This window comes from Nonomuraea purpurea (assembly GCF_042650645.1).
In the GTDB taxonomy this organism is placed as follows: domain Bacteria; phylum Actinomycetota; class Actinomycetes; order Streptosporangiales; family Streptosporangiaceae; genus Nonomuraea; species Nonomuraea purpurea.
In genome coordinates this window covers 43,807-64,853 of the sequence record NZ_JBHSBI010000048.1, presented here as the reverse complement: position 1 = coordinate 64,853, position 21,047 = coordinate 43,807, and the positions used below count along the sequence as shown (strand labels likewise).

Annotated in this window: 21 protein-coding genes and 1 pseudogene; 6 read left to right on the top strand and 16 right to left on the bottom strand. The window is 69.4% G+C overall.

Annotated elements, in window-relative coordinates; genetic code table 11:
* Positions 1-18: 18 nt before the first annotated feature.
* Positions 19-129 (top strand): annotated as a pseudogene (locus ACFOY2_RS54775) (IS630 family transposase); the annotation flags it as partial.
* A gap of 245 nt (positions 130-374) precedes the next feature.
* Here the strand turns inward: ACFOY2_RS54775 and ACFOY2_RS51405 are convergent.
* Together ACFOY2_RS51405 and ACFOY2_RS51400 are read right to left on the bottom strand one after the other, a co-directional pair.
* On the bottom strand, positions 375-962 hold the full coding sequence (locus tag ACFOY2_RS51405) for a DUF4240 domain-containing protein (protein ID WP_379535503.1): 588 nt from the start codon (positions 960-962) through the stop codon (positions 375-377).
* 128 nt (positions 963-1,090) lie between these two features.
* The gene (locus tag ACFOY2_RS51400) at positions 1,091-2,254 is read right to left on the bottom strand and encodes an acyl-CoA dehydrogenase family protein (RefSeq protein ID WP_379535502.1); all 1,164 of its coding nucleotides are present in this window, start codon (positions 2,252-2,254) and stop codon (positions 1,091-1,093) included.
* A 127-nt stretch (positions 2,255-2,381) separates the two neighbouring features.
* Here ACFOY2_RS51400 and ACFOY2_RS51395 point away from each other — a divergent pair, with 127 nt between their 5' ends.
* On the top strand, positions 2,382-3,695 hold the full coding sequence (locus ACFOY2_RS51395) for a UDP-glucose dehydrogenase family protein (RefSeq protein WP_379535501.1): 1,314 nt from the start codon (positions 2,382-2,384) through the stop codon (positions 3,693-3,695).
* A 3-nt stretch (positions 3,696-3,698) separates the two neighbouring features.
* Here the strand turns inward: ACFOY2_RS51395 and ACFOY2_RS51390 are convergent, their stop codons facing one another.
* From ACFOY2_RS51390 to ACFOY2_RS51380, 3 genes are read right to left on the bottom strand one after another with little or no spacing between them, the layout of a single operon-like run.
* Complete coding sequence (locus tag ACFOY2_RS51390; protein ID WP_379535500.1) at positions 3,699-4,589, bottom strand: GNAT family N-acetyltransferase; 891 nt, start codon at positions 4,587-4,589, stop codon at positions 3,699-3,701.
* 40 nt (positions 4,590-4,629) lie between these two features.
* Entirely contained in the window at positions 4,630-5,112 is a 483-nt protein-coding gene (gene purE, locus ACFOY2_RS51385) for a 5-(carboxyamino)imidazole ribonucleotide mutase (RefSeq protein WP_357812291.1), read from the bottom strand.
* A 14-nt stretch (positions 5,113-5,126) separates the two neighbouring features.
* Positions 5,127-6,275 (bottom strand): 5-(carboxyamino)imidazole ribonucleotide synthase, encoded by a 1,149-nt coding sequence (locus ACFOY2_RS51380; RefSeq protein ID WP_379535499.1) that lies wholly within the window; start codon positions 6,273-6,275, stop codon positions 5,127-5,129.
* A 315-nt stretch (positions 6,276-6,590) separates the two neighbouring features.
* On the opposite strand from ACFOY2_RS51380, the gene ACFOY2_RS51375 reads away from it, so the two are divergent.
* Positions 6,591-7,073 carry a GtrA family protein gene (locus ACFOY2_RS51375; RefSeq protein ID WP_379535498.1) on the top strand — a complete coding sequence of 161 codons (483 nt, stop codon included), beginning with the start codon at positions 6,591-6,593 and terminating at the stop codon, positions 7,071-7,073.
* Here the strand turns inward: ACFOY2_RS51375 and ACFOY2_RS51370 are convergent.
* The 8 genes from ACFOY2_RS51370 to ACFOY2_RS51335 form a co-directional block, all read right to left on the bottom strand.
* Positions 7,057-8,337, bottom strand: a complete 1,281-nt coding sequence (locus ACFOY2_RS51370) for an ATP-binding protein (protein WP_379535497.1) — start codon at positions 8,335-8,337, stop codon at positions 7,057-7,059. The two genes, ACFOY2_RS51375 and ACFOY2_RS51370, sit on opposite strands and share 17 nt — an antisense overlap.
* A gap of 3 nt (positions 8,338-8,340) precedes the next feature.
* Positions 8,341-9,009, bottom strand: a complete 669-nt coding sequence (locus tag ACFOY2_RS51365) for a response regulator transcription factor (RefSeq protein ID WP_043620820.1) — start codon at positions 9,007-9,009, stop codon at positions 8,341-8,343.
* Between the two features lie 260 nt (positions 9,010-9,269).
* Complete coding sequence (bfr, locus tag ACFOY2_RS51360) at positions 9,270-9,755, bottom strand: bacterioferritin (protein WP_192790157.1); 486 nt, start codon at positions 9,753-9,755, stop codon at positions 9,270-9,272.
* A 26-nt stretch (positions 9,756-9,781) separates the two neighbouring features.
* Positions 9,782-9,958 carry a (2Fe-2S)-binding protein gene (locus ACFOY2_RS51355; RefSeq protein ID WP_127939836.1) on the bottom strand — a complete coding sequence of 59 codons (177 nt, stop codon included), beginning with the start codon at positions 9,956-9,958 and terminating at the stop codon, positions 9,782-9,784.
* A 109-nt stretch (positions 9,959-10,067) separates the two neighbouring features.
* Complete coding sequence (locus ACFOY2_RS51350) at positions 10,068-10,688, bottom strand: MBL fold metallo-hydrolase (RefSeq protein ID WP_379535496.1); 621 nt, start codon at positions 10,686-10,688, stop codon at positions 10,068-10,070.
* Positions 10,689-11,774: an S-(hydroxymethyl)mycothiol dehydrogenase gene (locus ACFOY2_RS51345; RefSeq protein ID WP_379535495.1), complete on the bottom strand. Its 1,086-nt coding sequence runs from the start codon at positions 11,772-11,774 to the stop codon at positions 10,689-10,691.
* Between the two features lie 59 nt (positions 11,775-11,833).
* Positions 11,834-12,349, bottom strand: coding sequence for a PH domain-containing protein (locus ACFOY2_RS51340; protein WP_379535494.1), 516 nt, complete (start codon positions 12,347-12,349; stop codon positions 11,834-11,836).
* A 34-nt stretch (positions 12,350-12,383) separates the two neighbouring features.
* Complete coding sequence (locus ACFOY2_RS51335) at positions 12,384-13,205, bottom strand: biotin--[acetyl-CoA-carboxylase] ligase (protein WP_379535493.1); 822 nt, start codon at positions 13,203-13,205, stop codon at positions 12,384-12,386.
* Between the two features lie 91 nt (positions 13,206-13,296).
* Here ACFOY2_RS51335 and fdhD point away from each other — a divergent pair, with 91 nt between their 5' ends.
* Positions 13,297-14,139, top strand: a complete 843-nt coding sequence (fdhD, locus tag ACFOY2_RS51330) for a formate dehydrogenase accessory sulfurtransferase FdhD (protein ID WP_379535492.1) — start codon at positions 13,297-13,299, stop codon at positions 14,137-14,139.
* Positions 14,140-14,167: 28 nt separating this feature from the next.
* Here fdhD and ACFOY2_RS51325 read toward each other — a convergent pair whose 3' ends face one another.
* The 3 genes from ACFOY2_RS51325 to ACFOY2_RS51315 all read right to left on the bottom strand — a co-directional run bounded on the left by ACFOY2_RS51325 (position 14,168) and on the right by ACFOY2_RS51315 (position 19,196).
* A complete protein-coding gene (locus ACFOY2_RS51325; RefSeq protein ID WP_379535491.1) occupies positions 14,168-16,789 on the bottom strand; it encodes a phosphoenolpyruvate carboxylase in 2,622 nt (873 codons plus the stop codon).
* A gap of 65 nt (positions 16,790-16,854) precedes the next feature.
* Positions 16,855-18,414, bottom strand: a complete 1,560-nt coding sequence (locus ACFOY2_RS51320; protein WP_379535490.1) for a hypothetical protein — start codon at positions 18,412-18,414, stop codon at positions 16,855-16,857.
* Positions 18,411-19,196, bottom strand: coding sequence for an ABC transporter ATP-binding protein (locus tag ACFOY2_RS51315; RefSeq protein ID WP_379535489.1), 786 nt, complete (start codon positions 19,194-19,196; stop codon positions 18,411-18,413). Before ACFOY2_RS51315 ends, ACFOY2_RS51320 begins: the two co-directional genes overlap by 4 nt.
* Before the next feature lie 36 nt (positions 19,197-19,232).
* Here ACFOY2_RS51315 and ACFOY2_RS51310 point away from each other — a divergent pair, with 36 nt between their 5' ends.
* Entirely contained in the window at positions 19,233-20,822 is a 1,590-nt protein-coding gene (locus ACFOY2_RS51310; RefSeq protein WP_379535488.1) for an acyl-CoA carboxylase subunit beta, read from the top strand.
* Positions 20,819-21,028: an acyl-CoA carboxylase subunit epsilon gene (locus ACFOY2_RS51305; RefSeq protein ID WP_379535487.1), complete on the top strand. Its 210-nt coding sequence runs from the start codon at positions 20,819-20,821 to the stop codon at positions 21,026-21,028. Before ACFOY2_RS51310 ends, ACFOY2_RS51305 begins: the two co-directional genes overlap by 4 nt.
* Positions 21,029-21,047: the final 19 nt, after the last annotated feature.

Here is a 21,047-nt window from a genome sequence, read left to right as displayed (position 1 = left end):
AACTTCGTCGTGGCTGACCTCCACGGCCTGGTCCGCATCGTCAAGCGCAAGCTCAAGAAGATCCAGTACCGGCCTCATCTGATCACCGGCTGCCTTGGACAGGCCGGCCTGACTCTCAAACCACCATGATCACCGCCGGGCTCACATGATCGCGTCAGGCAAGCCATCGACAACTGGCTGTTCCGCCCTCGGGCCACCAGCGTCGAGAGTCAGACACTCGCGTAGCCCTCGACAACTTCGCGGAGCAAGCGGACCTCTCCCATGGCGTGGTCCGTCCTGCTGCCTGGATCTATTGAGTAACCCCGTAATGGCGAGCAACCCGCGGAAGACGGCGAATGAACTCCGCTTCATCTCCGAAATCCCATTCCGCGCCATCAGGCTCCGCGTGAAACGTCAGGAAGGGGAAACTTGCTCTCCACGCCCCAAGCCCGGACGGCATCACCCAGGCTGTCCGTTTCCAGGCCGGTCGCCTTCCTATAGGGCTCGAAGGTCACATAGCCCATGAGCTCGAACGCTGGCCGCTCCTCCCGCGTCCATATTTCACGCCGGTGCTGGGTGAGCCGCGTAAGGCGGAATTTTCCATCCTTGGACCAGGTCACGCGCCTGTAGCCGCGAAGGAACGAGCGCTCCAGCTCCAGGACGTGCTGGACCTGCGGCAAATCGATAGTGGCGTCGGGGCAGTCAGCCACCGTTTCGAAAGCTTCGCGTCCGAGGCTGATCAGCCACCTCACGAAGTACTCGAACCCGTCAGACGAGCCGCTGCCCATTAGCGCCCAATAGACCGCGTACATGTCCCAGGAGCAACCGCGATTGGCGGCGATGGTCCACCACGTCTTGTAGTCGACGATCTCTTCGGCCGGCAGGACAGACAGGCGTTCCTCCAGCCACGCCAGGCGCTCCGCCCTTGTGCCTGTCTCCTGCGCGGAACGCTCGATCATTGCCCAGAAGCCGTCAACGTCCATGAGACGCGATCATGGCAGCGTCCGAGCCGCCTGTACAGATCACGGAACGCCGACGGACCAAGGGGCTCGGGCATCGCGCGAAACCCGGCAGCGCGCGCCCTCACGTGCCGGGTTTCCGCATGCCAGAGCTACTTCAGCAACTGCCTGGCCATCACCATGCGCTGGATCTGGTTCGTGCCCTCGTAGATTTGGGTGATCTTGGCGTCGCGCATCATGCGTTCCACCGGGAAGTCCTTCGTGTACCCGTACCCGCCGAGCAGTTGCACCGCGTCGGTGGTGATTTCCATGGCGGCGTCTGAAGCGGCGCACTTTGCCGCGCTCGACAGGAAGGTCAGGTCTTTCTGGGGTTCGCCGTTCATCGCGCGTTCCGACTTGGCCGCCGCGTGGTAGGTGAGCTGTCGCGCCGCCTCAAGCTTCATTGCCATGTCGGCGACCATGAACTGCAGGCCCTGGAAGTCGGCCACCGGGCGGCCGAACTGTTTGCGTTGCTTGATGTAGCCGATCGCGTAGTCGAGGGCGCCCTGGGCGATGCCGAGGGCTTGGGCGGCGATGGTGACGCGGGTGTGGTCGAGGGTGGCCAGGGCGGTTTTGAAGCCGGTGCCCGGGGCGCCGATGAGGCGGTCGGCGGGGATGCGGACGTTGTCGAGGATGACCTGGCGGGTGGGTGAGCCTTTGATGCCGAGCTTCTTCTCTTTGGGGCCGAAGGAGACGCCCTCGTCGGATTTCTCGACGACGAAGGCCGAGATGCCGCGCGCGCCGGCAGCGGGGTCGGTGACGGCCATGACCGTGTAGTACTCGGACACCCCCGCGTTGGTGATCCACATTTTGGTGCCGTTGAGCACGTATGAGTCGCCGTCCGCCACGGCCCGGGTCCTCATCGAGGCGGCGTCCGAGCCGGCCTCCGGCTCCGACAGCGCGTACGAGAACATGGCCTCCCCCTTGGCCACCGGCCGCAGGTAGCGGGCTTTCAGCTCCTCCGAGGCCGAGAGCAGGAGCGGGACCGTGCCGAGCTTGTTGACGGCGGGGATCAGGGAGGAGGAGGCGCAGGCGCGGGCCACCTCCTCGATGACGATCACCGTGGCCAGCGCGTCCGCCCCGGCGCCCTCATAACGCTCAGGGATGTGCACGGCGTGCAGGTCGGTCGCCACGAGCGCCTTGTAGACGTCCCATGAGAACTCCTCGTTCTCATCGGCCGCCGCGGCGTGCGGGGCGATCTTCTCGTCGGCCAGGGCCCGGACCGTCTCCCTGAGCATGTCGTGCTCTTCGGCGGGCGCGTAGAGAGGGAAGCTCATGCGTCAAATACTAGGACGTCCGACCATCTTGTTACCAGCTGGTACGGTTTGCGAACATACAGAGGTGGCACGAAAGGAGTTAGCGGGGACCCGGTAGCATGCCTGCGCGATCGAAAGGAGCTCACTCGTGCCATATCGCCTCACGGTGATCGGGACCGGATACCTGGGGATCACCCATGCGGCTTGCATGGCCGATCTCGGATTCGACGTCCTGGGCCTTGATATCGACGCCGACAAAGTCCGCAAACTGAACGCCGGCGAGCTCCCCATCCACGAACCCGGGCTCGAACCCGTCCTCCGCCGTGGGCTCGATTCCGGCCGTCTCCGCTTCACCACCTCATATGAAGAGGCCGCCACCTTCGGCGACGTGCACTTCGTCTGTGTGGGCACTCCCCAGAAACGCGGCGAGTATGCCGCGGACGTGACCTACATCGACAACGCCATCGAGTCCCTGGCCCCGCTCCTCGACCGCGAATGCCTGATCGTGGGCAAGTCCACGGTGCCCGTCGGCACGGCCGAGCGGCTGGCGGACAAGATCTCGCGGCTGGCGCCCGCCGGGCCCCAGGTCGAGCTGGCTTGGAACCCCGAGTTCCTGCGGGAGGGGTTCGCGGTCAAGGACACCCTGCACCCCGATCGCATCGTGTTCGGCGTGCGCAGCGAACGAGCGGAAAAGGTGCTGCGCGAGGTGTACGAGCCGCTCGGCGAGGTTCCGGTCGTGGTGACCGATTTCGCCACCGCCGAGCTGGTCAAGACGGCCGCCAACGCCTTCCTGGCCACCAAGATCTCGTTCATCAACGCCATGGCCGAGGTCTGCGAGGCCGCGCACGCCGACGTCAAGCAGCTCTCCGAGGCGCTGTCGTACGACGACCGCATCGGCGGCCGGTTCCTCAACGCCGGGCTCGGGTTCGGCGGCGGGTGCCTGCCCAAGGACATCAGGGCGTTCATGGCCAGGGCCGGCGAGCTGGGCGCCGATCAGGCGCTGACGTTCCTGCGCGAGGTGGACGACATCAACATGCGGCGCAGAGCCCGCATGGTCGACCTGGCCAGAGAGCTGGCCGGCGGCTCCTTCCACGGCTGCACGGTGGGCGTCCTCGGCGCGGCCTTCAAGCCGAACTCCGACGACATCCGCGACTCCCCCGCCCTCGACGTCGCCGTCACGATCGGTCAGCAAGGCGGACGGGTCACCGTCTACGACCCGATCGCGCTCGACAACGCTCGTAAGGCGCATCCCGAGCTGAACTACGGCATGTCGGCCGTCGAAGCGGTTCGCGGGGCAAACGTGGTGCTGCTGCTGACGGAGTGGCAGGAGTTCGTGGCGCTCGATCCTGAGGAACTGGGCGCGGTGGTCGCCACCCGGCGCATCGTGGACGGGCGCAACGCGTTGAACGCCGAGGCCTGGCGCGCCGCCGGCTGGCACTACCGGGCGCTGGGCCGCCCCTGAGCCCTAGCCGGTCGTCTGCGGCAGGTGGCGGACCCACTGGGTGATCAGCGGGCGGTAGCCGCGCCGTGCCCAGAAGGGGGCGGAGAACGGGTTCGGCAGCGCGTGGTGGAGCACCATGGAGTGCACGCCATGCGCCGCCGCGTGGCTCTGGGCGATCTCGGTGAGCGCGGTGCCCACGCCCTGCCCCCGTACGGACGGCTCGACGTACAGAACGCCCAGGTACGCGACCGGCCGGGCGTTCACGCTTCTGGCGATCCAGCGGGAGCGCTCGGGCGGCGAGACGATGACGACGCCCGCCACCTCGCCCTCCACCTCGGCCACCCAGCACCACTCCAGCGGCAGGGCCTCGCCGACCAGCAGTTCCCTGATGCGCGCCGACGTGGAGGCCCGCACGGTCACCCAGCCGAACTGGGCGTCGAAGGCGACCAACCGCTCATACAGCCACGTAACGACCTCCAGGTCGGCCAGGGTGGCCCTGCGAATGGCCGAGGCCCGCACAGAGCGTTTCCTGAGCCGGCGGACGGCCGACACGGCGATGGGCGCGAAGCCGCGTACGGCCAGGGCCCTGACCGGCGCGGTGTCCCGGCTCGGCCACGGCACCACCAGCGCCTGTTCCGGATCGCCCGAGCGCAGGGCGCCGATCCACCGGTCGACGAGCCCGCCGAGCGCGGCCTCGGGGTCGGGGCCGGCCACCCTGGCCTCCAGTCGGTGCACGGTCAGCGGAGACCAGGAGGCGCGCAGGCTGCCGGGGTCGATCCGGTCGACGGAGGCCACCCCGACCGCGTCGCGGGCCCGCAGCGGCTCCTCACCCCGTTCGCGCAGGTCGTCATGCCCTCCGACCAGCGGATCTACGGCCCGCACGCGGGCCGCATGACCCTTGATCACCTCGTCCATCCCGGCACAGTAGCGGCGAGGCCGCCCGGAGTGAAAGGGCTCAGCCGAGGAGGTCGGCGGCCTCCGCGCGCAGCTTCTCGCCCTTGGCGTACGCCTGCTCCTTCAGCCGCGCCTGGAACTCCACCATGCGCTCCCGCAGCCCGGGGTCGGACGCGGCGAGGATGCGCACGGCCAGCAGCCCGGCGTTGCGTGCCCCGCCCACGGCCACGGTGGCCACCGGCACCCCGGCGGGCATCTGGACGATCGACAGCAGGGAGTCCATCCCGTCGAGGTACTTCAGCGGCACCGGCACCCCGATCACCGGCAGCGGCGTGACCGAGGCCAGCATCCCGGGCAGGTGCGCGGCCCCGCCGGCGCCCGCGATGATCACCTGGATGCCCCGGGAGGCGGCCTGGCGTCCGTAGTCGATCATCTCGGCCGGCATGCGGTGGGCCGAGACGACGTCGGCCTCGAACGGCACGTCGAACTCGGCGACCGCCTCCGCTGCGGCCTTCATGACCGGCCAGTCGGAGTCGCTGCCCATCACGATCCCGATACTCACGTGTACTCCCCGGTGGCCAGGTAGACGGCGGCGTGGCGGGCGCGGGCGCGGACCTCGTCGAGGTTGGAGCCGAGGGCGGTCACGTGGCCGATCTTGCGCCCTGGACGCACCTGCTTGCCGTAGAAGTGCAGTTTGATGCCCGGATCGTGGGCCAGGACGTGCTCGTAGCGCTTGAACAGGTCGGGTTCGTCGCCGCCGAGCAGGTTGGCCATGACGACGGCCTGGCTGGTCATCCTGGGCGAGCCGAGCGGCAGGTCGAGCACGGCTCTCAGGTGCTGCTCGAACTGGGAGGTCGTCGAGCCCTCGATCGTCCAGTGGCCGCTGTTGTGGGGCCGCATGGCCAGTTCGTTGACCACCAGCCCGTCGGCCGTCTCGAACAGTTCGACCGCCAGCAGCCCGGTCACCCCCAGCGCGTGCGCGATGCGCAGGCCGATGCGCTGGGCCTGCGCGGCGTCCTCCTGGTCGAGACCGGGCGCGGGGGCGAGCACCTCGACGCAGATGCCGTCCTGCTGCACGGTCTCGACGACCGGATAGCTGACGCCCTGCCCGTGTGGTGAGCGGGCGACCAGCACCGACAGCTCCCGCTCGAACGGCACGAACGCCTCGGCCAGCAGCTCCACCCCGGCTTCGAACGCCTGTGCGACCTCGTCGGCGGACCGGCACACCCACACGCCTCGGCCGTCGTAGCCGCCGCGCACGGCCTTGAGCACCACGGGCCAGTCGTGCTCGGCGGCGAACGCCGAGACGTCTTCGGCCGTCGAGACCCGCGCCCAGGCCGGGCAGGGCACGCCGATGGCGGTCAGCCGCTCACGCATCGCGGCCTTGTCCTGCGCGTGCACGAGCGCGTCGGCGCCGGGACGCACGATGTGGCCGTGCGCGGTCAGCGCCCTGATGTGCTCGGTCGGCACGTGCTCGTGGTCGAAGGTGATCACGTCGCAGCCCTTCGCGAACTCGAGCAGATCGTCAAGATCGCGATAGTCTCCGACGCGCGTGTCGACGATCACCCGGGCGGCGCTCTCGTCAGGGGCGTTGGCCAGCACCCGCAGCTCGATGCCGAGCGCGATGGCCGGGGGCTGCGTCATCCTGGCCAGTTGGCCCGCTCCGACGATGCCGACGACCGGTCCGATGGGGCTGAAGGAACTCACGCCAGGTGAGCTTACCGGGACGGAACGACTTTTCCCGCCGCGCCTGACCAACCGCTCAGCGCGCGTCGGAGCGCCGAGCGGCCGTTCCGGGTCGCCTTTGCGGGCACGACAGCCGCCCGGCTCGTCGGGCGGCGGCGCGGGCGTGCCCGCGATGGACCGCAGCGTAGTGTCCCCTTCCCGGAAATACCGGTCATAGAGCGATATTTCGCAAGACGTTCTTTGCGGGGGATGTTCACCACTCTGACACCACGCCTCCATCGTGGCCGGTACGCTGGGGTCGTCATCGGCCGACGAGGGAAGGGACCGACCAGAGACGTGGCCTTCATCAAACGCCTCTACGAGCGGTTCGCGTCCCTGGTGCACGAGCTCGCCAAATTCGGCAGCATCGGAGCCATCGCCTTCGTCCTCGACACGGGCATCTACAACCTGTTCCTGCTGGGGCTTGAGTGGGGGCCGATGACGTCCAAGGTCATCGCGACCACGATCTCGGCCACCTTCGCCTACATCGGCAACCGCTTCTGGACCTTCCGTCACCGCGAGCAGAGCGGCCTGACGCGCGAATACTTCCTGTTCTTCCTGCTCAACGGCATCGCCCTGCTGTTCGGCCTGCTGGTGATCGGCTTCACCAAGTACACCCTCGAGTTGCACGACGGCCTCAGCCTCAACATCGCCAACCTCGTCGGCATCGGGTTCGGCACCCTGTTCCGCTACTGGTCGTACAAGAAGTGGGTGTTCATGGAGGCCACCGAGCCGATCCCGGTCGAGCTGCCCAAGACGGAGGTCAGGCAGGACCGCTGACCACGCGGTTCCTGCCATCGTCGTCCTCGGCCGGGCGAAGGAAGATCGCGAAGGTCGCCGGGCGGCGCCGTACCAGTTCCAGCCGTCCGCCGTCGGCGGCGGCCAGCGCGCGGGCCAGCGTCAGCCCGAGACCGGTGCCCCCGCCGCCGCTGACGTTCCGCTCGAAGATCTTGGGCGCGATCTCGTCGGCGATGCCGGGGCCCTCGTCGGCGACCTCGATGACCACGTAGTTGTCACCGCTGGTGGTGGTGACGGTGACGGGACCGCCGCCGTGGCGCAGGGAGTTCTCCAGCAGCGAGGCGATCACCTGGCCGAAGCCGCCGGTGGTGGCCAGCGCCTTCAGCCCGCGCGTGCCTTCGAGGCGCAGCAGCCGGTCGGCCTCGCGGAAGACCGGCTCCCACTCCCTGATCTGCTGGATGAGCACGTCGTCGATCGCGACGGGCTCGGCCTGGGCGTGGCGCTGGCGGCGGGCCGCGGCCAGCAGCTCGTCGATCACGGCGGTGAGCCGCTCGGCCTGGACGATCGCCGCCTCGCCCTCCTCGCGTACGACCTCCGGCTCGTTCGAGGCGGCGACGATCTCCTCCAGCCGCATCGTCAGGCCGGTCAAGGGGGTTCTGAGCTGGTGGGAGGCGTCGGTGGCGAACTCGCGTTCGCGGGTGAGCAGGTCGGAGATGCGGGTGGCGCTGCGGTCGAGCACCTGGGCCACCCGGTCGAGCTCGGGGATGCCGTAGCGGTGCTTGCTCGGCCGCGCGTCACCGGAGCCCAGCCGGTCGGCGATCTTCGCCAGGTCCTGCAGGGGCAGCGTCAACCTCCGTGACTGGACGACGGCCAGGCTCACGGCCACCGCCAGGGCGGCGACGGCCAGGGCCACGATCAGCAGGAGACGCGCGCGTACATCCTGCTCGACCTGGTCGCGGTCGCGACTTATCCGGACGTAGACGCCGGTGTTGGTCTGGGCGTCCTCGGTCATCAGGTGACCGGACGCCGGGGGGGTGCCGACGACGGTCACCCTCAGGGGGGTTCCCCGCTCCCAGATCTGTATGTACCTGCCCGGGTACTTCTGCTCCAGTTGCTGGGGGTCGAGCGGCGTCTCCTGAACGCGGGCATACTCCACCTCACCCACGAGACGCTTGGCTTCCGCCCCGAGTTCCTGAGCCGCCTCATCGACGATCAGCCGGCTGACGACGACGCCCAGGGGGACCCCCAGCAGCAGCACCGCGATTACCGCGACGACCAGGGTTGAGGAGAGCAGTCGGCGGCGCATCTCCTACTCGCGCTCGAAGCGGAAGCCGACTCCCCGGACGGTGGTGATGTAACGCGGCTTGGCGGCATCGTCGCCGAGCTTGCGCCGCAGCCAGGAGATGTGCATGTCGAGTGTCTTGGTGGAGCCCCACCAGTTGGTGTCCCACACCTCCCGCATGATCTGTTCGCGGGTGACGACCTTGCCCGCGTCGCGTACGAGCACGCGCAGCAGGTCGAACTCCTTGGTCGTCAGGTGCAGCTCCTTCTCCCCCATCCAGGCGCGCCGGGAGTCGGCGTCGATGCGGACCCCCTGGACGACCGGGGTTTCCGAAGTTCCGCGGCGCAACAGTGCGCGAACTCGGGCCAGCAGTTCGGCCAGCCGGAACGGTTTGGTGACGTAGTCGTCGGCGCCGGCGTCGAGGCCGACCACCGTGTCGACCTCGTCGACGCGGGCAGTGAGTATGAGAACCGGGGTGCCATGGCCCTCGGCCCGAATCCGGCGGGCGACCTCCAGGCCGTCCATTTCAGGCAGGCCCAGGTCAAGGACTATAAGGTCGATACCGCCCGACAGAGCCCTTTCCAGGGCCTGAGGGCCGTCGGGGCTCACCTCTACCTGGTAGCCCTCACGGCGCAGTGCGCGCGCGAGCGGCTCGGAGATCGAGGTGTCATCCTCGGCGAGAAGTACGCAGGTCATAAAGCGATCGTAGGACCTTAGGCGATCGTTTCCCGGGCGCAGCGCGCGGTTTGACTCGTCGTTGACCTATCCATTGACCTGGGCAAACACGACTAAATATCGGTTAGTCGTGATTAAATTACCGCCTTTGCCGGCGCTTTCCCGATAGTTATCGAGAGGCGGTCGCGCCAAAGCGTCCCGAGGTATTTTCATCGGGAGGGCCGGACGCACCGCGGTGCGAGCGGGCGGGCGGGCCGACGGCCCGCCCGCCCGGAACGCGGTCAGTCGTCGGAGGACGGCGGCTCGGCGTAGCGGGCCAGGTAGAGCTGCTCGCCCAGCGAACGGATCAGCGAGAGCTCGGTTTCGAGATAGTCGATGTGCTCTTCCTCGTCCTCCAGGATCTCCTCGAAGATCCGGGCCGAGGTGATGTCGCCCTTCTCGCGCATCAGCGCGATCGCCGGTCGCAGCCGCTGCACCACCGACAGCTCGACCTCCAGGTCGGCCCGCAGTTGCTCTTCGACGGTCTGGCCGATGTGCAGGGTGCCCAGCCGCTGGTAGTTGGGCAGGCCCTCCAGGAAGAGGATGCGATCGGTGAGACGCTCGGCGTGGCGCATCTCGTCGATCGATTCCGCGCGTGTGTGCTCGGCGAGCTTGGTGTAGCCCCAGTTCTCCTGCATCTTGGCGTGCAGGAAGTACTGATTGATCGCGGTGAGCTCCGCGGTGAGCTGTTCGTTGAGGAGTTCGATGATCTGCTTGTCGCCCTGCATGAAACGGGCCCCTCGTAGCTATCCGACTATGCGGTCGTGAGTTCTTCAGACCGTTTCAGGATGGCACAGATCTTCCGTACACAACGGGCACAGTCACCACCAGCACCTGTGGTGTCGCGGATCTGCTTCGCACTCGTGGCCCCAGAGGCGATGCAGTCGTGCACCTCATTCTCGGTAACAGCACGACATATGCACACGTACATCCAGGGACAGGCCTCTCACGAAGGGGTGGGCACCATTAGGTTAGGCACACCTAAGATAGCTCACTTCGGTAAGGCTTGCCTATGTTAGTCGCGCCACACTCGCGTACCCCTAGTGACCTCGGGTGATCCACTCCTCCAGATGCGGGGCCTCCGCGCCGATCGACGTCGAGTCGCCGTGGCCGGTGTGGACGACGGTCTCGGGCGGCAGCCCCAGCAGCCGTTCCCTGATCGACTCGATGATCGTGTCGAAGGACGAGTAGGACCGGCCGGTCGCGCCAGGTCCGCCCTTGAACAGCGTGTCGCCGCTGAACAGCACCGACAGCTCGGGAGCGTACAGGCAGACGGCCCCGGGCGCGTGGCCAGGCGTGTGCAGGACCTGCAGCGCGATCCCGCCGACGGCGATCTTCTCGCCGTCCTCCATCGGCTCGTACGACACCGCGTCGCCGTAGTGCTGCTCCCACAACACCTGGTCGGCGGGGTGGAGGCGGATCGGCGCGCCGGTCAGCTCGGCGAGCTCCCCCGCGGCGTTGATGTGGTCGTTGTGCGCGTGGGTGCAGACGATGGCCTTGACCGTGCGCCCGCCCACCCGCTCGGCGATCGCGGCGGCGTCGTGGGCGGCGTCGATGACGACGACCTCGCGGGCGTCGCCGACCAGCCAGATGTTGTTGTCGACGTCCCAGGTGCCGCCGTCGAGTGAGAACGTCCCCGAGGTGATGACGCGGTCGATCATCTAGAGCCTCACCACCGAACGCAGCACCTCACCGCGGTGCATCTTGCCGAACGCCTCTTCGACCTGGTCGAGCGCGATGGTCTCGGTGACGAACTTGTCCAGCGGCAGCCTGTTCTGCAGGAACAGGTCGATGAGCATCGGGAAGTCGCGCGAGGGCAGGCAGTCGCCGTACCAGGAGGACTTCAGCGCGCCGCCTCGGCCGAACACGTCGAGCAGCGGCAGCTCCAGCTTCATCTCCGGGGTCGGCACGCCGACCAGGACGACCGTGCCGGCCAGGTCGCGGGCGTAGAAGGCCTGCCGGTACGTCTCCGGCCGCCCCACCGCCTCGATGACCACGTCGGCGCCGTTGCCGCCGGTCAGGTCGCGGATGGCGGCGACCGGGTCGTTCTCGCGGGAGTTGACCGTGTGGGTGGCGCCGAAGTCGCGGGCCCAGGCCAGCTTGCGGTCGTCCACGTCCACGGCGATGATCGTGGCGGCTCCGGCCAGCGAGGAGCCGAGGATGGCCGCGTCGCCGACGCCGCCGCAGCCGATGACGGCCACGCTGTCGCCGCGCGTCACCGCGCCGGTGTTGACGGCCGCGCCCAGCCCGGCCATCACACCGCAGCCGAGCAGGCCCGCGACCTCGGCGGGCGCCTCGGCGGAGACCTTGGTGCACTGACCGGCGGCCACCAGCGTCTTTTCCAGGAACGCGCCGATCCCCAGCGCGGCCGACAACTCGGTGCCGTCCTTGAGCGTCATCTTCTGCTTGGCGTTGTGGGTGTTGAAGCAGTACCACGGCCGGCCGCGCAGGCAGGCCCGGCACTGGCCGCACACCGCCCGCCAGTTGAGGATCACGAAGTCGCCCGGCTCCAGGCCGGTGACCCCCTCGCCGACGGCCTCGACGACGCCCGCCGCCTCATGACCGAGCAGGTAAGGGAAGTCGTCGCCGATCCCGCCCTCCCGGTAGTGCAGGTCGGTGTGGCAGACACCGCACGCCCGCACGTCGACGACCGCCTCGCCCGGCCCGGGGTCCGGCACGACAACCGTTTCGAGTGAAACTTCCTGGCCCTTGGCTCGGGCGATGACGCCCTGCACTTCGTACGGCATGGCAGCCATCTTGTGTCAGGAGGATGATCTCCGCAAGACACAGGGCTGGACGACGAGTACTAGCGTCCGTCGATCTCGCCGTCGGAGGCGTCCTCGACGAGCCTGAACAGGTCGGTGCGGACGTCCTGGATCCTGGGGATGTCGCGCAGCACGATCTCGCCCCGGTCGCCGGCGGATTCGACGGTCAGCGTGCCGCAGCCCAGAAACCGCTCGGCGAAGGTCTGGTCGGAGCTGACCGTGTTGACCTTGGCGATCGGGATCTCGTCCGTCGACTTGTTGAGCACGCCCGTGCTGATCGTGAAGCGGTGGGTGGTGAGCACGTAGCCGGTGTTCTTCCACTGCAGGTAGGGCACGAACGACCAGATCGTCAGCAGGATGAGGGCGATGACACCGATCGCGATCCTGACGTAGGCGGCGTACTGTCCCCAGTCGGCGGGGACGAAGTAGATCGCCGCGCCCGAGGCGGCGGCGATGAGGATCAACGCGACAAAGGGGCCGATGAGCCGCTTCCAGTGTGGGTGGAAGGACCGTATGCGCCGCTCACCCTGCGTCAGATGATGGTCGGGAATGGTCATGGCCCAAATCGTGCCACCAATCGCCACCCGGCTGCTACGTCGCGGGGCGCACGTGCACGACGTCACCGGCGCTCAGCGTGTACTGCTCGCCCTCCGCGTCCAGCAGGAGGTGCCCGAAGTGGTCGACGCCCGTCGCCAGGCCGGTCAGTGACTGCTCGTTCGGCAGCTCCACCCTGACCCGCCGTCCGATCGTGGCGCTGGCCGCCAGGTACGCCGAGCGCAGCCCGGACGCCTCGGCGTCGCCGCCCGCCTGCGCCCACTCCCTGTAGTGGGCCTCGACCTCCCGCAGGACGGCCCGCAGCAGCGGGTCGCGGTCGAGGCAGGCCGCCTCCTCGATGCCCAGCGACGTGGCCGTCTCGACGGGCAGCTCCTCCGGCCTGAGCGTGACGTTCAGGCCCATGCCGATCACGACGGCGTCACCGACGCGCTCGGCCAGCACGCCGGCCAGCTTGCGCTCGCCGATCAGCAGGTCGTTGGGCCATTTGAGGCGGACGTCCACCTCGGCCAGGCGGCGTACGGCCGAGGCGGCGGCGACGCCGTACAGCAGGGACAGCCAGCCCTGAGCGGCCGGCGGCGCCTCGGGGCGCAGCAGGATCGAGAACGTCAGCCCGGAGCGCGGCGGCGCGGACCAGGTGCGGCCCAGCCTGCCGCGGCCCGCCTCCTGGGCCTCCGCCACCAGCACCGCGCCCTCCTCGGCGCCCCGGCGGGCGGCCTCGGCCAGGTCGGCGTTCGTGGACCCGGTGCTCTCCACGACGGTGACGCCCGTCCACAGGGAGCCGGGGCGCACCAGGGCGCGGTTGAGAGCCGCCTCCGACAGGGGCGGGCGTTCGAGGTCGGAGTATCGAGAGTCGGGCATCCCCCTATCTTCGCAGCGAGGAGGATGGAGAGATGGATGCAAGGAACTCGCCACAGACGCACACCCCCGACGACAACGCCCTCAGGCCGCTGTGAAGGCGCGACCGGGCCCCACCACCCGGGTCAGGATCAGGGAGCTGTCCGGCGCGTCCGCCACCGACCGCCGCGACGACCTGGCCACGGAGGAGCCGCTGGAGATCCGCCTCGCCGCGCCCGACGGCACGCGCAGGACCGTCGCGATCACCATGCGCACGCCGGGACACGACTTCGAACTGGCCGCCGGGTTCCTGCACGGCGAGGGCCTGGCCGGCCCCGAGCGGATCGCCGCGATCGCGTACTGCACCGACGAGGACGTACCGCCCGAGGCCCGCTACAACACCGTCACCGTACGCCTGCACGGCCCCATCCCCGACCTGCCCGTGCTTGAGCGCCACTTCCTCACCTCCAGCGCGTGCGGCGTCTGCGGCTCGGCCAGCCTCGACGTGCTGCGCGACCGCTGCAGGCCCGTCCCGGGAGGCTCGCTGAAGCTCACCCCCGGCCTCCTGTACGGCCTGCCGGACACCCTGCGCGCGGCCCAGGGCGTGTTCGGCAAGACGGGCGGCCTGCACGCGGCCGGGCTGTTCTCGGCCTCGGGGACGCCGGTGGCGGTGCGCGAGGACGTCGGCCGCCACAACGCGGTGGACAAACTGGTCGGCTGGGCGGCGCTGACCGGGCGACTGCCGCTGGCCGAGCACGTGCTCATGGTGAGCGGCCGGACCAGCTACGAGATCATGCAGAAGGCCCTGGCGGCGGGCGTTCCCGCGGTGTGCGCGGTGTCGGCGCCGTCGTCGCTGGCCGTGGACGTGGCCAGGGAGTTCGGCATGACACTGGTCGGGTTTCTCAGGGGCGAGCGGTGCAACGTGTACGCGGGACAGGAGCGGATCGTCATGGAATAAACCACTTCGCTCCTGCCCCGCGCGCGGGTCAGCCGGTGTTCTGCAGGCCCGCCGCCACCCCGTTGACCGACAGCAGCAGGAGCGTGGACAGGCGCTCGCGCTCCTGCTCCGACGGCTGCCCCGTGCGCAGCGCGCGCAGGGCCCGCAACTGCAGGTGCGACAGCGCGTCCACGTACGGGTCGCGGAGCTGGACGGCCCGCGACAGCACCTTGCGGTTCTCCAGCAGCCGCTTGTGGCCCGTGACCCGCAGCACCAGGTCGCGGGTCCTGTCGTACTCCTCCATGACCTGCCGGCTGAAGTCGTCCCTGCCGCCGAGCGCCAGGTAACGCTCGGCGATCGAGCGGTCGGTCTTGGCCAGCGACATCTCGGCGTTGTCGAGCATCGCGTTGAACAGCGGCCACTCCTGGTAGGCCGCGCGCAGCTCGTCCAGGGAGCCGGCCTCGGCCAGGCCGGTGCCCAGGCCGTACCAGCCGGGCAGGTTGACCCGCGTCTGCGCCCACGCGAACACCCACGGGATGGCCCGCAGGTCGTCGAGCGAGCGCGGCGCGCCCAGGCCGCGGCGGGCCGGGCGGGAGCCGAGGCGGAGCGTGCCGATCTCCTCCAGCGGGCTGACCAGGGCGAACCACTCGGGGAAGCCCGGCGCCTCGGTGAGCGCGCGGTAGGCCCGCTCGGAGGCCGTGGCGACCTCTTCCGCCAGCCCGCGGAAACGGTCGGCGGCGGCGGCCGTGCGGGCGCCGACGGTGGGCGAGGAGGCCAGCAGGACGGCGTTGGTGACCTGCTCCAGATGGCGGCGGGCGATGGCGATGTGGCCGTAGCGGGCGAAGATGACCTCGCCCTGCTCGGTGACCTTGAACCGGCCCGCGACCGAGCCGGGGGCCTGGGCCAGCACCGCGCGGTTGGCCGGGCCGCCGCCCCGGCCGAGCGCGCCGCCCCGGCCGTGGAACATGCGCAGCTTGACGTCGTGCTCGGCGGCCCACGCGGTCAGCGCCTCCTGCGCCTCGTACAGGCGCAGCGTGGCGGCGGCGGGGCCGAGTTCCTTGGCCGAGTCGGAGTAGCCGAGCATGATCTCCATACGCCGGCCGGTGTCGGCGAGCCGTTCCTGGACCTGCGGGATCTCCAGCATCCCCGACAGCACGTCCGGGGAGTTGGCCAGGTCCTGGCCCGACTCGAACAGCGGCACCACGTCGAGCACGGGCGCGCGGTCGCCGAGCGCGTACCCGGCCAGCTCGTGGACGGCCGCCATGTCGGCGGCCGAACGGGTGAACGACACGACGTAGCGCGAGCAGGCCGTGGTGCCGAACCGCTCCTGGATCCAGCCGATCACCCGGATCGTGGCCAGGACCTCCTCGGTGCGCTCCGACAGCTCGCCGCCGGCCCGCAACTCCGCAAGGGCCGCCGCGTGCACCTGGGAGTGCTGGCGCACCTCCAGTTCGGCCAGGTGGAAGCCGAACGTCTCCACCTGCCAGATGAGGTGCTGCAGCTCGCCGTACGCCTGCCGCGGCGCCGAGCCGGCCAGCGACTCCTGCGCGAGCTTGAGGTCGGCCAGCAGCTCGGCGGGCGAACGGTAGGCCAGGTCGAGATCGCGCCGCCGGGTGGCGGCGATGCGGGCGGCCACGAACAGCAGCCACTGCCGGTGCGGCTCGCGCGGCGACCTGGTGGCCAGCTCGGAGACGACGTCGGGGTAGGTGTCGACGGCCGAGGCCAGCGCCGACTTCAGCTTGGGCGCGCAGGGGACGAACTGCGCGGAGGCGGTCAACGTGCGGCCGATGCGCGTGCAGGCGGTCTCAAGAGCGGTCAGCACGTGCTCGGACTGGATCTGGATGGTCTCGCGGGTGACCCTGGCGGTGACGTTCGGGTTGCCGTCCCTGTCGCCGCCGATCCAGCTTCCGTACCTGATGAAGGGCCTGGCCTGCGGCGGACGGGTGCCGGAGCCCCCGTCGAGCGCCGCGTCCAGCGCCCGGTAGACCTGCGGCACCATGCGGAACAGCGTCTCGTCGAAGGCGGCCATGGCGGTGCGGACCTCGTCGAGCGGGTCGAGCTTGGTGGAGCGGAGCTGGGCCGTGCGCCACAGCAGGTCGATCTCCTCCAGCATGCGCCGCTTGTTCTCGGCCCGCTCGGAGGCGCCGCGACCGGGCGCGTTGTACTCGGAGAGCTGGCCGCTGATCCGCTGGATGGCGGTGACGACCGCGCGCCTGCGCGCCTCTGTGGGGTGGGCGGTGAGCACCGGATGCAGCTCCAGGCCCTTGAGCAACTCGGCGACGCGCTCGTGGCCCAGCTCCTGCACGGCCTGCGCCATCGACTCGCGCTGCACCCTGCCCTCGGCGTCACGTTCGCGTAGCGTGCGGATGCGGTAGTGCTCCTCGGCCAGGTTGGCCAGGTGGAAGTAGCAGGTGAACGCGCGGGCGACCTCGACCGCGCGTTCGATTTCCCATTCGGCGATCATGGCAGTGATCTCGTCGGCCGAGACCTCGCCTCTTCGTGCTGCGATGACGGCTTTGCGGAGTTTTTCGACGTCGGCCAGCAGGTCCTCGCCACCCTGTTCAGCGAGTACCTGGCCGAGCAGTTTGCCGAGCAGACGCACATCGTGGCGCAGCTCGTCCGGCATCTCGGTTACGGCGGCACTGCGACGCTCGAGCCCCTGGTCAATCATGTTTCGCAGAGTATCGAGTCGCCCGAATCGCCCGTAGACCGGTCTCACCCACTGGACTAGACCATTCAGCTCCCCTTGGAGATGGCCGCCAGCAGCTCGGGGAGGCGGGCGTAGCCGATGCCGGCCGCCAGGCGCCTGCCAAGCACCTCGGCCAGCAGGCCGTAGAACGGCGCCAGCGCGCTGACCCACAGCAGCCCGAAGGCGAGAGACACCACGAGCGGCACCGCCAGCAGGACGACGCCGAACGTCGCGCCGAGGGCCGAGGCGAACGCCAGCCCGCCCTGCCCGGGTGCGGCGCCGCTGAAGGCGTTCATCCGCTCCGGGACGGAATAGGGCAGGACCACGCTGGTCACCGAGCCGACGCCGAGCCCGATCCCGAGTGCTCCCCACCCGGCCAGCGCCGCCGGCACGATCATGGCGGGATGGCCGGTGAACACCCCGGTCGCGACCGCGATGACGGCCAGCAGCGGGACGGCGATCAGCGCGTTGGCCAGGTGCCGCCCGGCCAGGTCGGTGGCCAGGGCGCGCCGGTCGCCGAACGCGACGGCGTTCATCCACAGCGAGCGCCCGTCGATGCCGAACACGTTGCCCGCCTGCAGCGCGATCATCAGGGCGCCGACCGAGGTGAGCACGATCGGCAGCCCTTCCGCGCCGCCCGCGCTGCGGCCCAGCGAGAACGACAGCGCGATCGTGACCACGATGGCGCTGAACCAGCCCACCCGGAACCTGGGCTCACGCCGGATGTACTTCAGCTCCTTGTTCACCACCGCCGCGAGCGGCCCGTCGGGCAGGAACCGGTCGGCCAGCCCGCTGCCCTTGCGCACCGAGGCGCCCTGGGTGGAGACGTCGGGCGTGACCAGGGCCCGGCTCAACGCCTTGATCCACAACCAGCCGAGCAGCACGACGAGCGCGGCCACCCCGGCCAGCTCGGCCAGGCCCACCAGACCGCCGTCGGCGATCGCGTGCGCCGCCATGCCGGGCGGCGTCCACCTGAGCACCGCGGCCATCTGGTGCAGCATGGCCTCGGGGTCGCCGAAGCCGCGGTTCATCAGCAGGTTGGGCAGTTGCGCGAGCACCACCACGAGCAGAGCGGCCACGCCCAGCACGTCGCGTCCGCGCCGGGTGCGCAGCGCGCTGGACAGCGACGTGGTGATCAGCCGTGAGGCCACCACGCAGAGCGCGAACTGCAGCAGCACGGCCGGCACGCCGAGCAGCAGGCCGCCGGGGCCGCGCGCCAGCCCGGCCAGCGCGCCGAACATCACGATCAGCGTCGCCACCGGCCACACGCCGGTGACGGAGGCGGTGAACATGCCGACCGCCAGCTCGCGCGTTCGCAGCGGGAACAGCGACAACTTGGCCGGGTCCAGCGTGTCGTCCAGGCCGAACGCGAGCAGCGGCACGATCATCCAGCCGATGAGGAAGGACGTGAACGCCACGATCACCAGCGAGGCGGCGATGTCGCCGGGGGCCAGCCGGAGCAGGCTCATCAGGAAGAAGCCGAGCACGGCCAGGCCGGCCGCGATGAGCAGGGTGAAGACGAAGCCGAGCCTGCGCTGAAGGTCGCCGCGCAGGTTGCCGGCCAGCAGGCGCAGCTTGAGCTGCGCGAACAGCAGGACGATGGTCATTCGCCGGCCCCAGGCTCGGCGGTCTTGGATCCCAGCCAGGTCAGGCCCGCTTGACCGCTTCCACGCGGGCCGCCCACCAGCTCCAGGAACGCCTGGTTGAGGCTGCGCCCGCCGCGTACGTCCGCCAGCGGACCCTGCGCCACGATGTGGCCCGCGCTCATCACCGACACCCAGTCGCACAGCCGCTCGACCAGGTCCATCACGTGGCTGGAGAAGATGACGGTCGAGCCGGAGGCGGTGAAACGCTGGAGGACCTCGGTGAGGGTGTTGGCGCTGACCGGGTCGACGCCCTCGAACGGCTCGTCCAGGAAGAGCACCGACGGGTTGTGCAGCAGCGCCGCCGCCAGCCCGATCTTCTTGCGCATGCCGGTGGAGTAGTCGACGACGAGCTTGTCGGCGGCGCCGGACAGGTCCATCACGGCCAGCAGTTCGTCCGCGCGCTGCTCGACGTCGGCCTTGGGGATGCCGCGCAGCCGGCCGTTGTAGAGCAGCAGCTCGCGGCCCGACAGCCGTTCGAACAGCCGCAGCCCCTCTGGCAACACGCCGATGCGGGCCTTGACCTCGACGGGGTCGCGCCACACGTGGAAGCCGTCCACCTCGGCGGAGCCGCCGTCGGGACGCAGCAGCCCGGTGATCATGCTTAATGTGGTCGTCTTGCCTGCCCCGTTGGGCCCGACGAGCCCCGCGAAGCTGCCCGCGGGCACGGTGAGGTCGACTCCCGCCACCGCGATCTGCCGGCCGTAGCGCTTGTACAGGCCGTGGGTCGCAACCGCAGTCGTCATGGATCCACCATAGGAGGAGGGACTAGCCTTGCGCGCATGAGCACAGCCGCGGCACCTCTACCGGGCAAGCCGGATATCCACACCACCGCCGGGAAGATCGCCGACCTGGAGCAGCGGCTCGACGAGGCCCTGCACGCGGGCTCGGCGGCGGCGGTGGACAAGCAGCACGCCAAGGGCAAGATGACCGCGCGCGAGCGGGTGCTCGCACTGCTGGACGAGGGCTCGTTCGTGGAGTTCGACGAGTTCGCCAGGCATCGGTCGTCGATGTTCGGGCTGGACAAGCGGCGGCCGTACGGCGACGGCGTCATCACCGGGTACGGCACGGTGGACGGGCGGCAGGTCTGCGTGTTCTCGCAGGACGTGACCGTCTTCGGCGGCTCGCTCGGCGAGGTGTACGGCGAGAAGATCGTCAAGGTGCTCGATCTGGCGATCAAGACCGGCTGCCCGATCATCGGGATCAACGAGGGCGGCGGCGCGCGCATCCAGGAGGGCGTGGTCGCGCTCGGCCTGTACGCGGAGATCTTCAAGCGCAACGTGCACGCGTCCGGGGTGATCCCGCAGATCTCGCTCATCATGGGCGCCGCGGCCGGCGGGCACGTCTACTCCCCCGCGCTGACCGACTTCGTGGTGATGGTGGACCAGACGTCGCAGATGTTCATCACGGGGCCCGACGTGATCAAGACGGTGACGGGCGAGGAGGTCACCTTCGAGGAGCTCGGCGGGGCCCACGCGCACAACACCAAGTCGGGCGTGGCCCACTACCAGGCCGCCGACGAGGAGGACGCGCTCGAGTACGTCAAGGGGCTGCTGTCGTACCTGCCGTCCAACAACCTCGACGAGGCGCCCGTCTTCGAGGCCGCCACGGACCTGGAGCCCGACCCCGGGCTCGACGGGCTGATCCCCGACTCGCCGAACCAGCCGTACGACATGCACCGGGTGATCGAGCACGTGCTGGACGACGGGGAGTTCCTGGAGGTCCACCCGCTGTTCGCGCCGAACATCGTGGTGGGGTACGGCCGGGTCGACGGTCAGAGCGTCGGCGTCGTGGCCAACCAACCCATGCATTTCGCCGGATGTCTGGATATCAACGCTTCAGAGAAGGCCGCACGCTTTATTCGAACATGTGATGCTTTTAATATTCCGATACTGACTTTTGTTGATGTGCCGGGTTTCCTGCCCGGGACGGATCAGGAATGGAACGGAATCATCCGCAGGGGCGCCAAGCTCCTGTACGCCTACGCCGAGGCCACCGTGCCGTTGATCACGGTGATCACGCGGAAGGCGTACGGGGGCGCGTACGACGTCATGGGATCCAAACACCTCGGCGCGGATGTGAACCTGGCCTGGCCCACCGCGCAGATCGCGGTCATGGGCGCCCAGGGCGCGGTCAACATCCTCTACCGGCGCGACCTGGCCGCCGCCGACGACCCGGAGGCCGAGCGGGCCAGGCTCGTCACCGAGTACGAGGACACGCTGGCCAACCCCTACATCGCAGCCGAGCGCGGCTACGTGGACGCGGTGATCCGGCCGGCCGAAACCCGGGAGCAGGTCGTCAGAGCGCTGCGGGCGCTGCGGAACAAACGGGCGACACTGCCGCCCAAGAAGCATGGGAACATCCCGCTGTGACGGCACATCTGCGAATTGTCCGGGGCGACGCCACGCCCGAGGAGATCGCCGCGTTGGCGGCCGTACTCGCCGCGCGAGGGACCTCGCGAGCCGAACCGAAGTCCGCTCCCGCACCCCCTCGACAAACATGGCGAAACCCGGCTAGAGGTATGCGTAACCCTGTCGTCCCAGGGAAGTCGGCATGGCGGATGAGCGCTCTACCCTAGATAGATCCTGGGAATCGGG

Bases quoted from the DNA above. Each gene is read 5' to 3' on its own strand.
- ACFOY2_RS51405 (WP_379535503.1), bottom strand. From the start codon at position 962: ATGGACGTTGACGGCTTCTGGGCAATGATCGAGCGTTCCGCGCAGGAG.
- ACFOY2_RS51400 (WP_379535502.1), bottom strand. From the start codon at position 2,254: ATGAGCTTCCCTCTCTACGCGCCCGCCGAAGAGCACGACATGCTCAGG.
- ACFOY2_RS51390 (WP_379535500.1), bottom strand. From the start codon at position 4,589: ATGGACGAGGTGATCAAGGGTCATGCGGCCCGCGTGCGGGCCGTAGAT.
- purE (WP_357812291.1), bottom strand. From the start codon at position 5,112: ATGGGCAGCGACTCCGACTGGCCGGTCATGAAGGCCGCAGCGGAGGCG.
- ACFOY2_RS51370 (WP_379535497.1), bottom strand. From the start codon at position 8,337: ATGCGCCGCCGACTGCTCTCCTCAACCCTGGTCGTCGCGGTAATCGCG.
- ACFOY2_RS51365 (WP_043620820.1), bottom strand. From the start codon at position 9,009: ATGACCTGCGTACTTCTCGCCGAGGATGACACCTCGATCTCCGAGCCG.
- bfr (WP_192790157.1), bottom strand. From the start codon at position 9,755: ATGCAGGGCGACAAGCAGATCATCGAACTCCTCAACGAACAGCTCACC.
- ACFOY2_RS51355 (WP_127939836.1), bottom strand. From the start codon at position 9,958: ATGTACGTGTGCATATGTCGTGCTGTTACCGAGAATGAGGTGCACGAC.
- ACFOY2_RS51350 (WP_379535496.1), bottom strand. From the start codon at position 10,688: ATGATCGACCGCGTCATCACCTCGGGGACGTTCTCACTCGACGGCGGC.
- ACFOY2_RS51345 (WP_379535495.1), bottom strand. From the start codon at position 11,774: ATGCCGTACGAAGTGCAGGGCGTCATCGCCCGAGCCAAGGGCCAGGAA.
- ACFOY2_RS51340 (WP_379535494.1), bottom strand. From the start codon at position 12,349: ATGACCATTCCCGACCATCATCTGACGCAGGGTGAGCGGCGCATACGG.
- ACFOY2_RS51335 (WP_379535493.1), bottom strand. From the start codon at position 13,205: ATGCCCGACTCTCGATACTCCGACCTCGAACGCCCGCCCCTGTCGGAG.
- ACFOY2_RS51325 (WP_379535491.1), bottom strand. From the start codon at position 16,789: ATGATTGACCAGGGGCTCGAGCGTCGCAGTGCCGCCGTAACCGAGATG.
- ACFOY2_RS51320 (WP_379535490.1), bottom strand. From the start codon at position 18,414: ATGACCATCGTCCTGCTGTTCGCGCAGCTCAAGCTGCGCCTGCTGGCC.
- ACFOY2_RS51315 (WP_379535489.1), bottom strand. From the start codon at position 19,196: ATGACGACTGCGGTTGCGACCCACGGCCTGTACAAGCGCTACGGCCGG.
- ACFOY2_RS51310 (WP_379535488.1), top strand. From the start codon at position 19,233: ATGAGCACAGCCGCGGCACCTCTACCGGGCAAGCCGGATATCCACACC.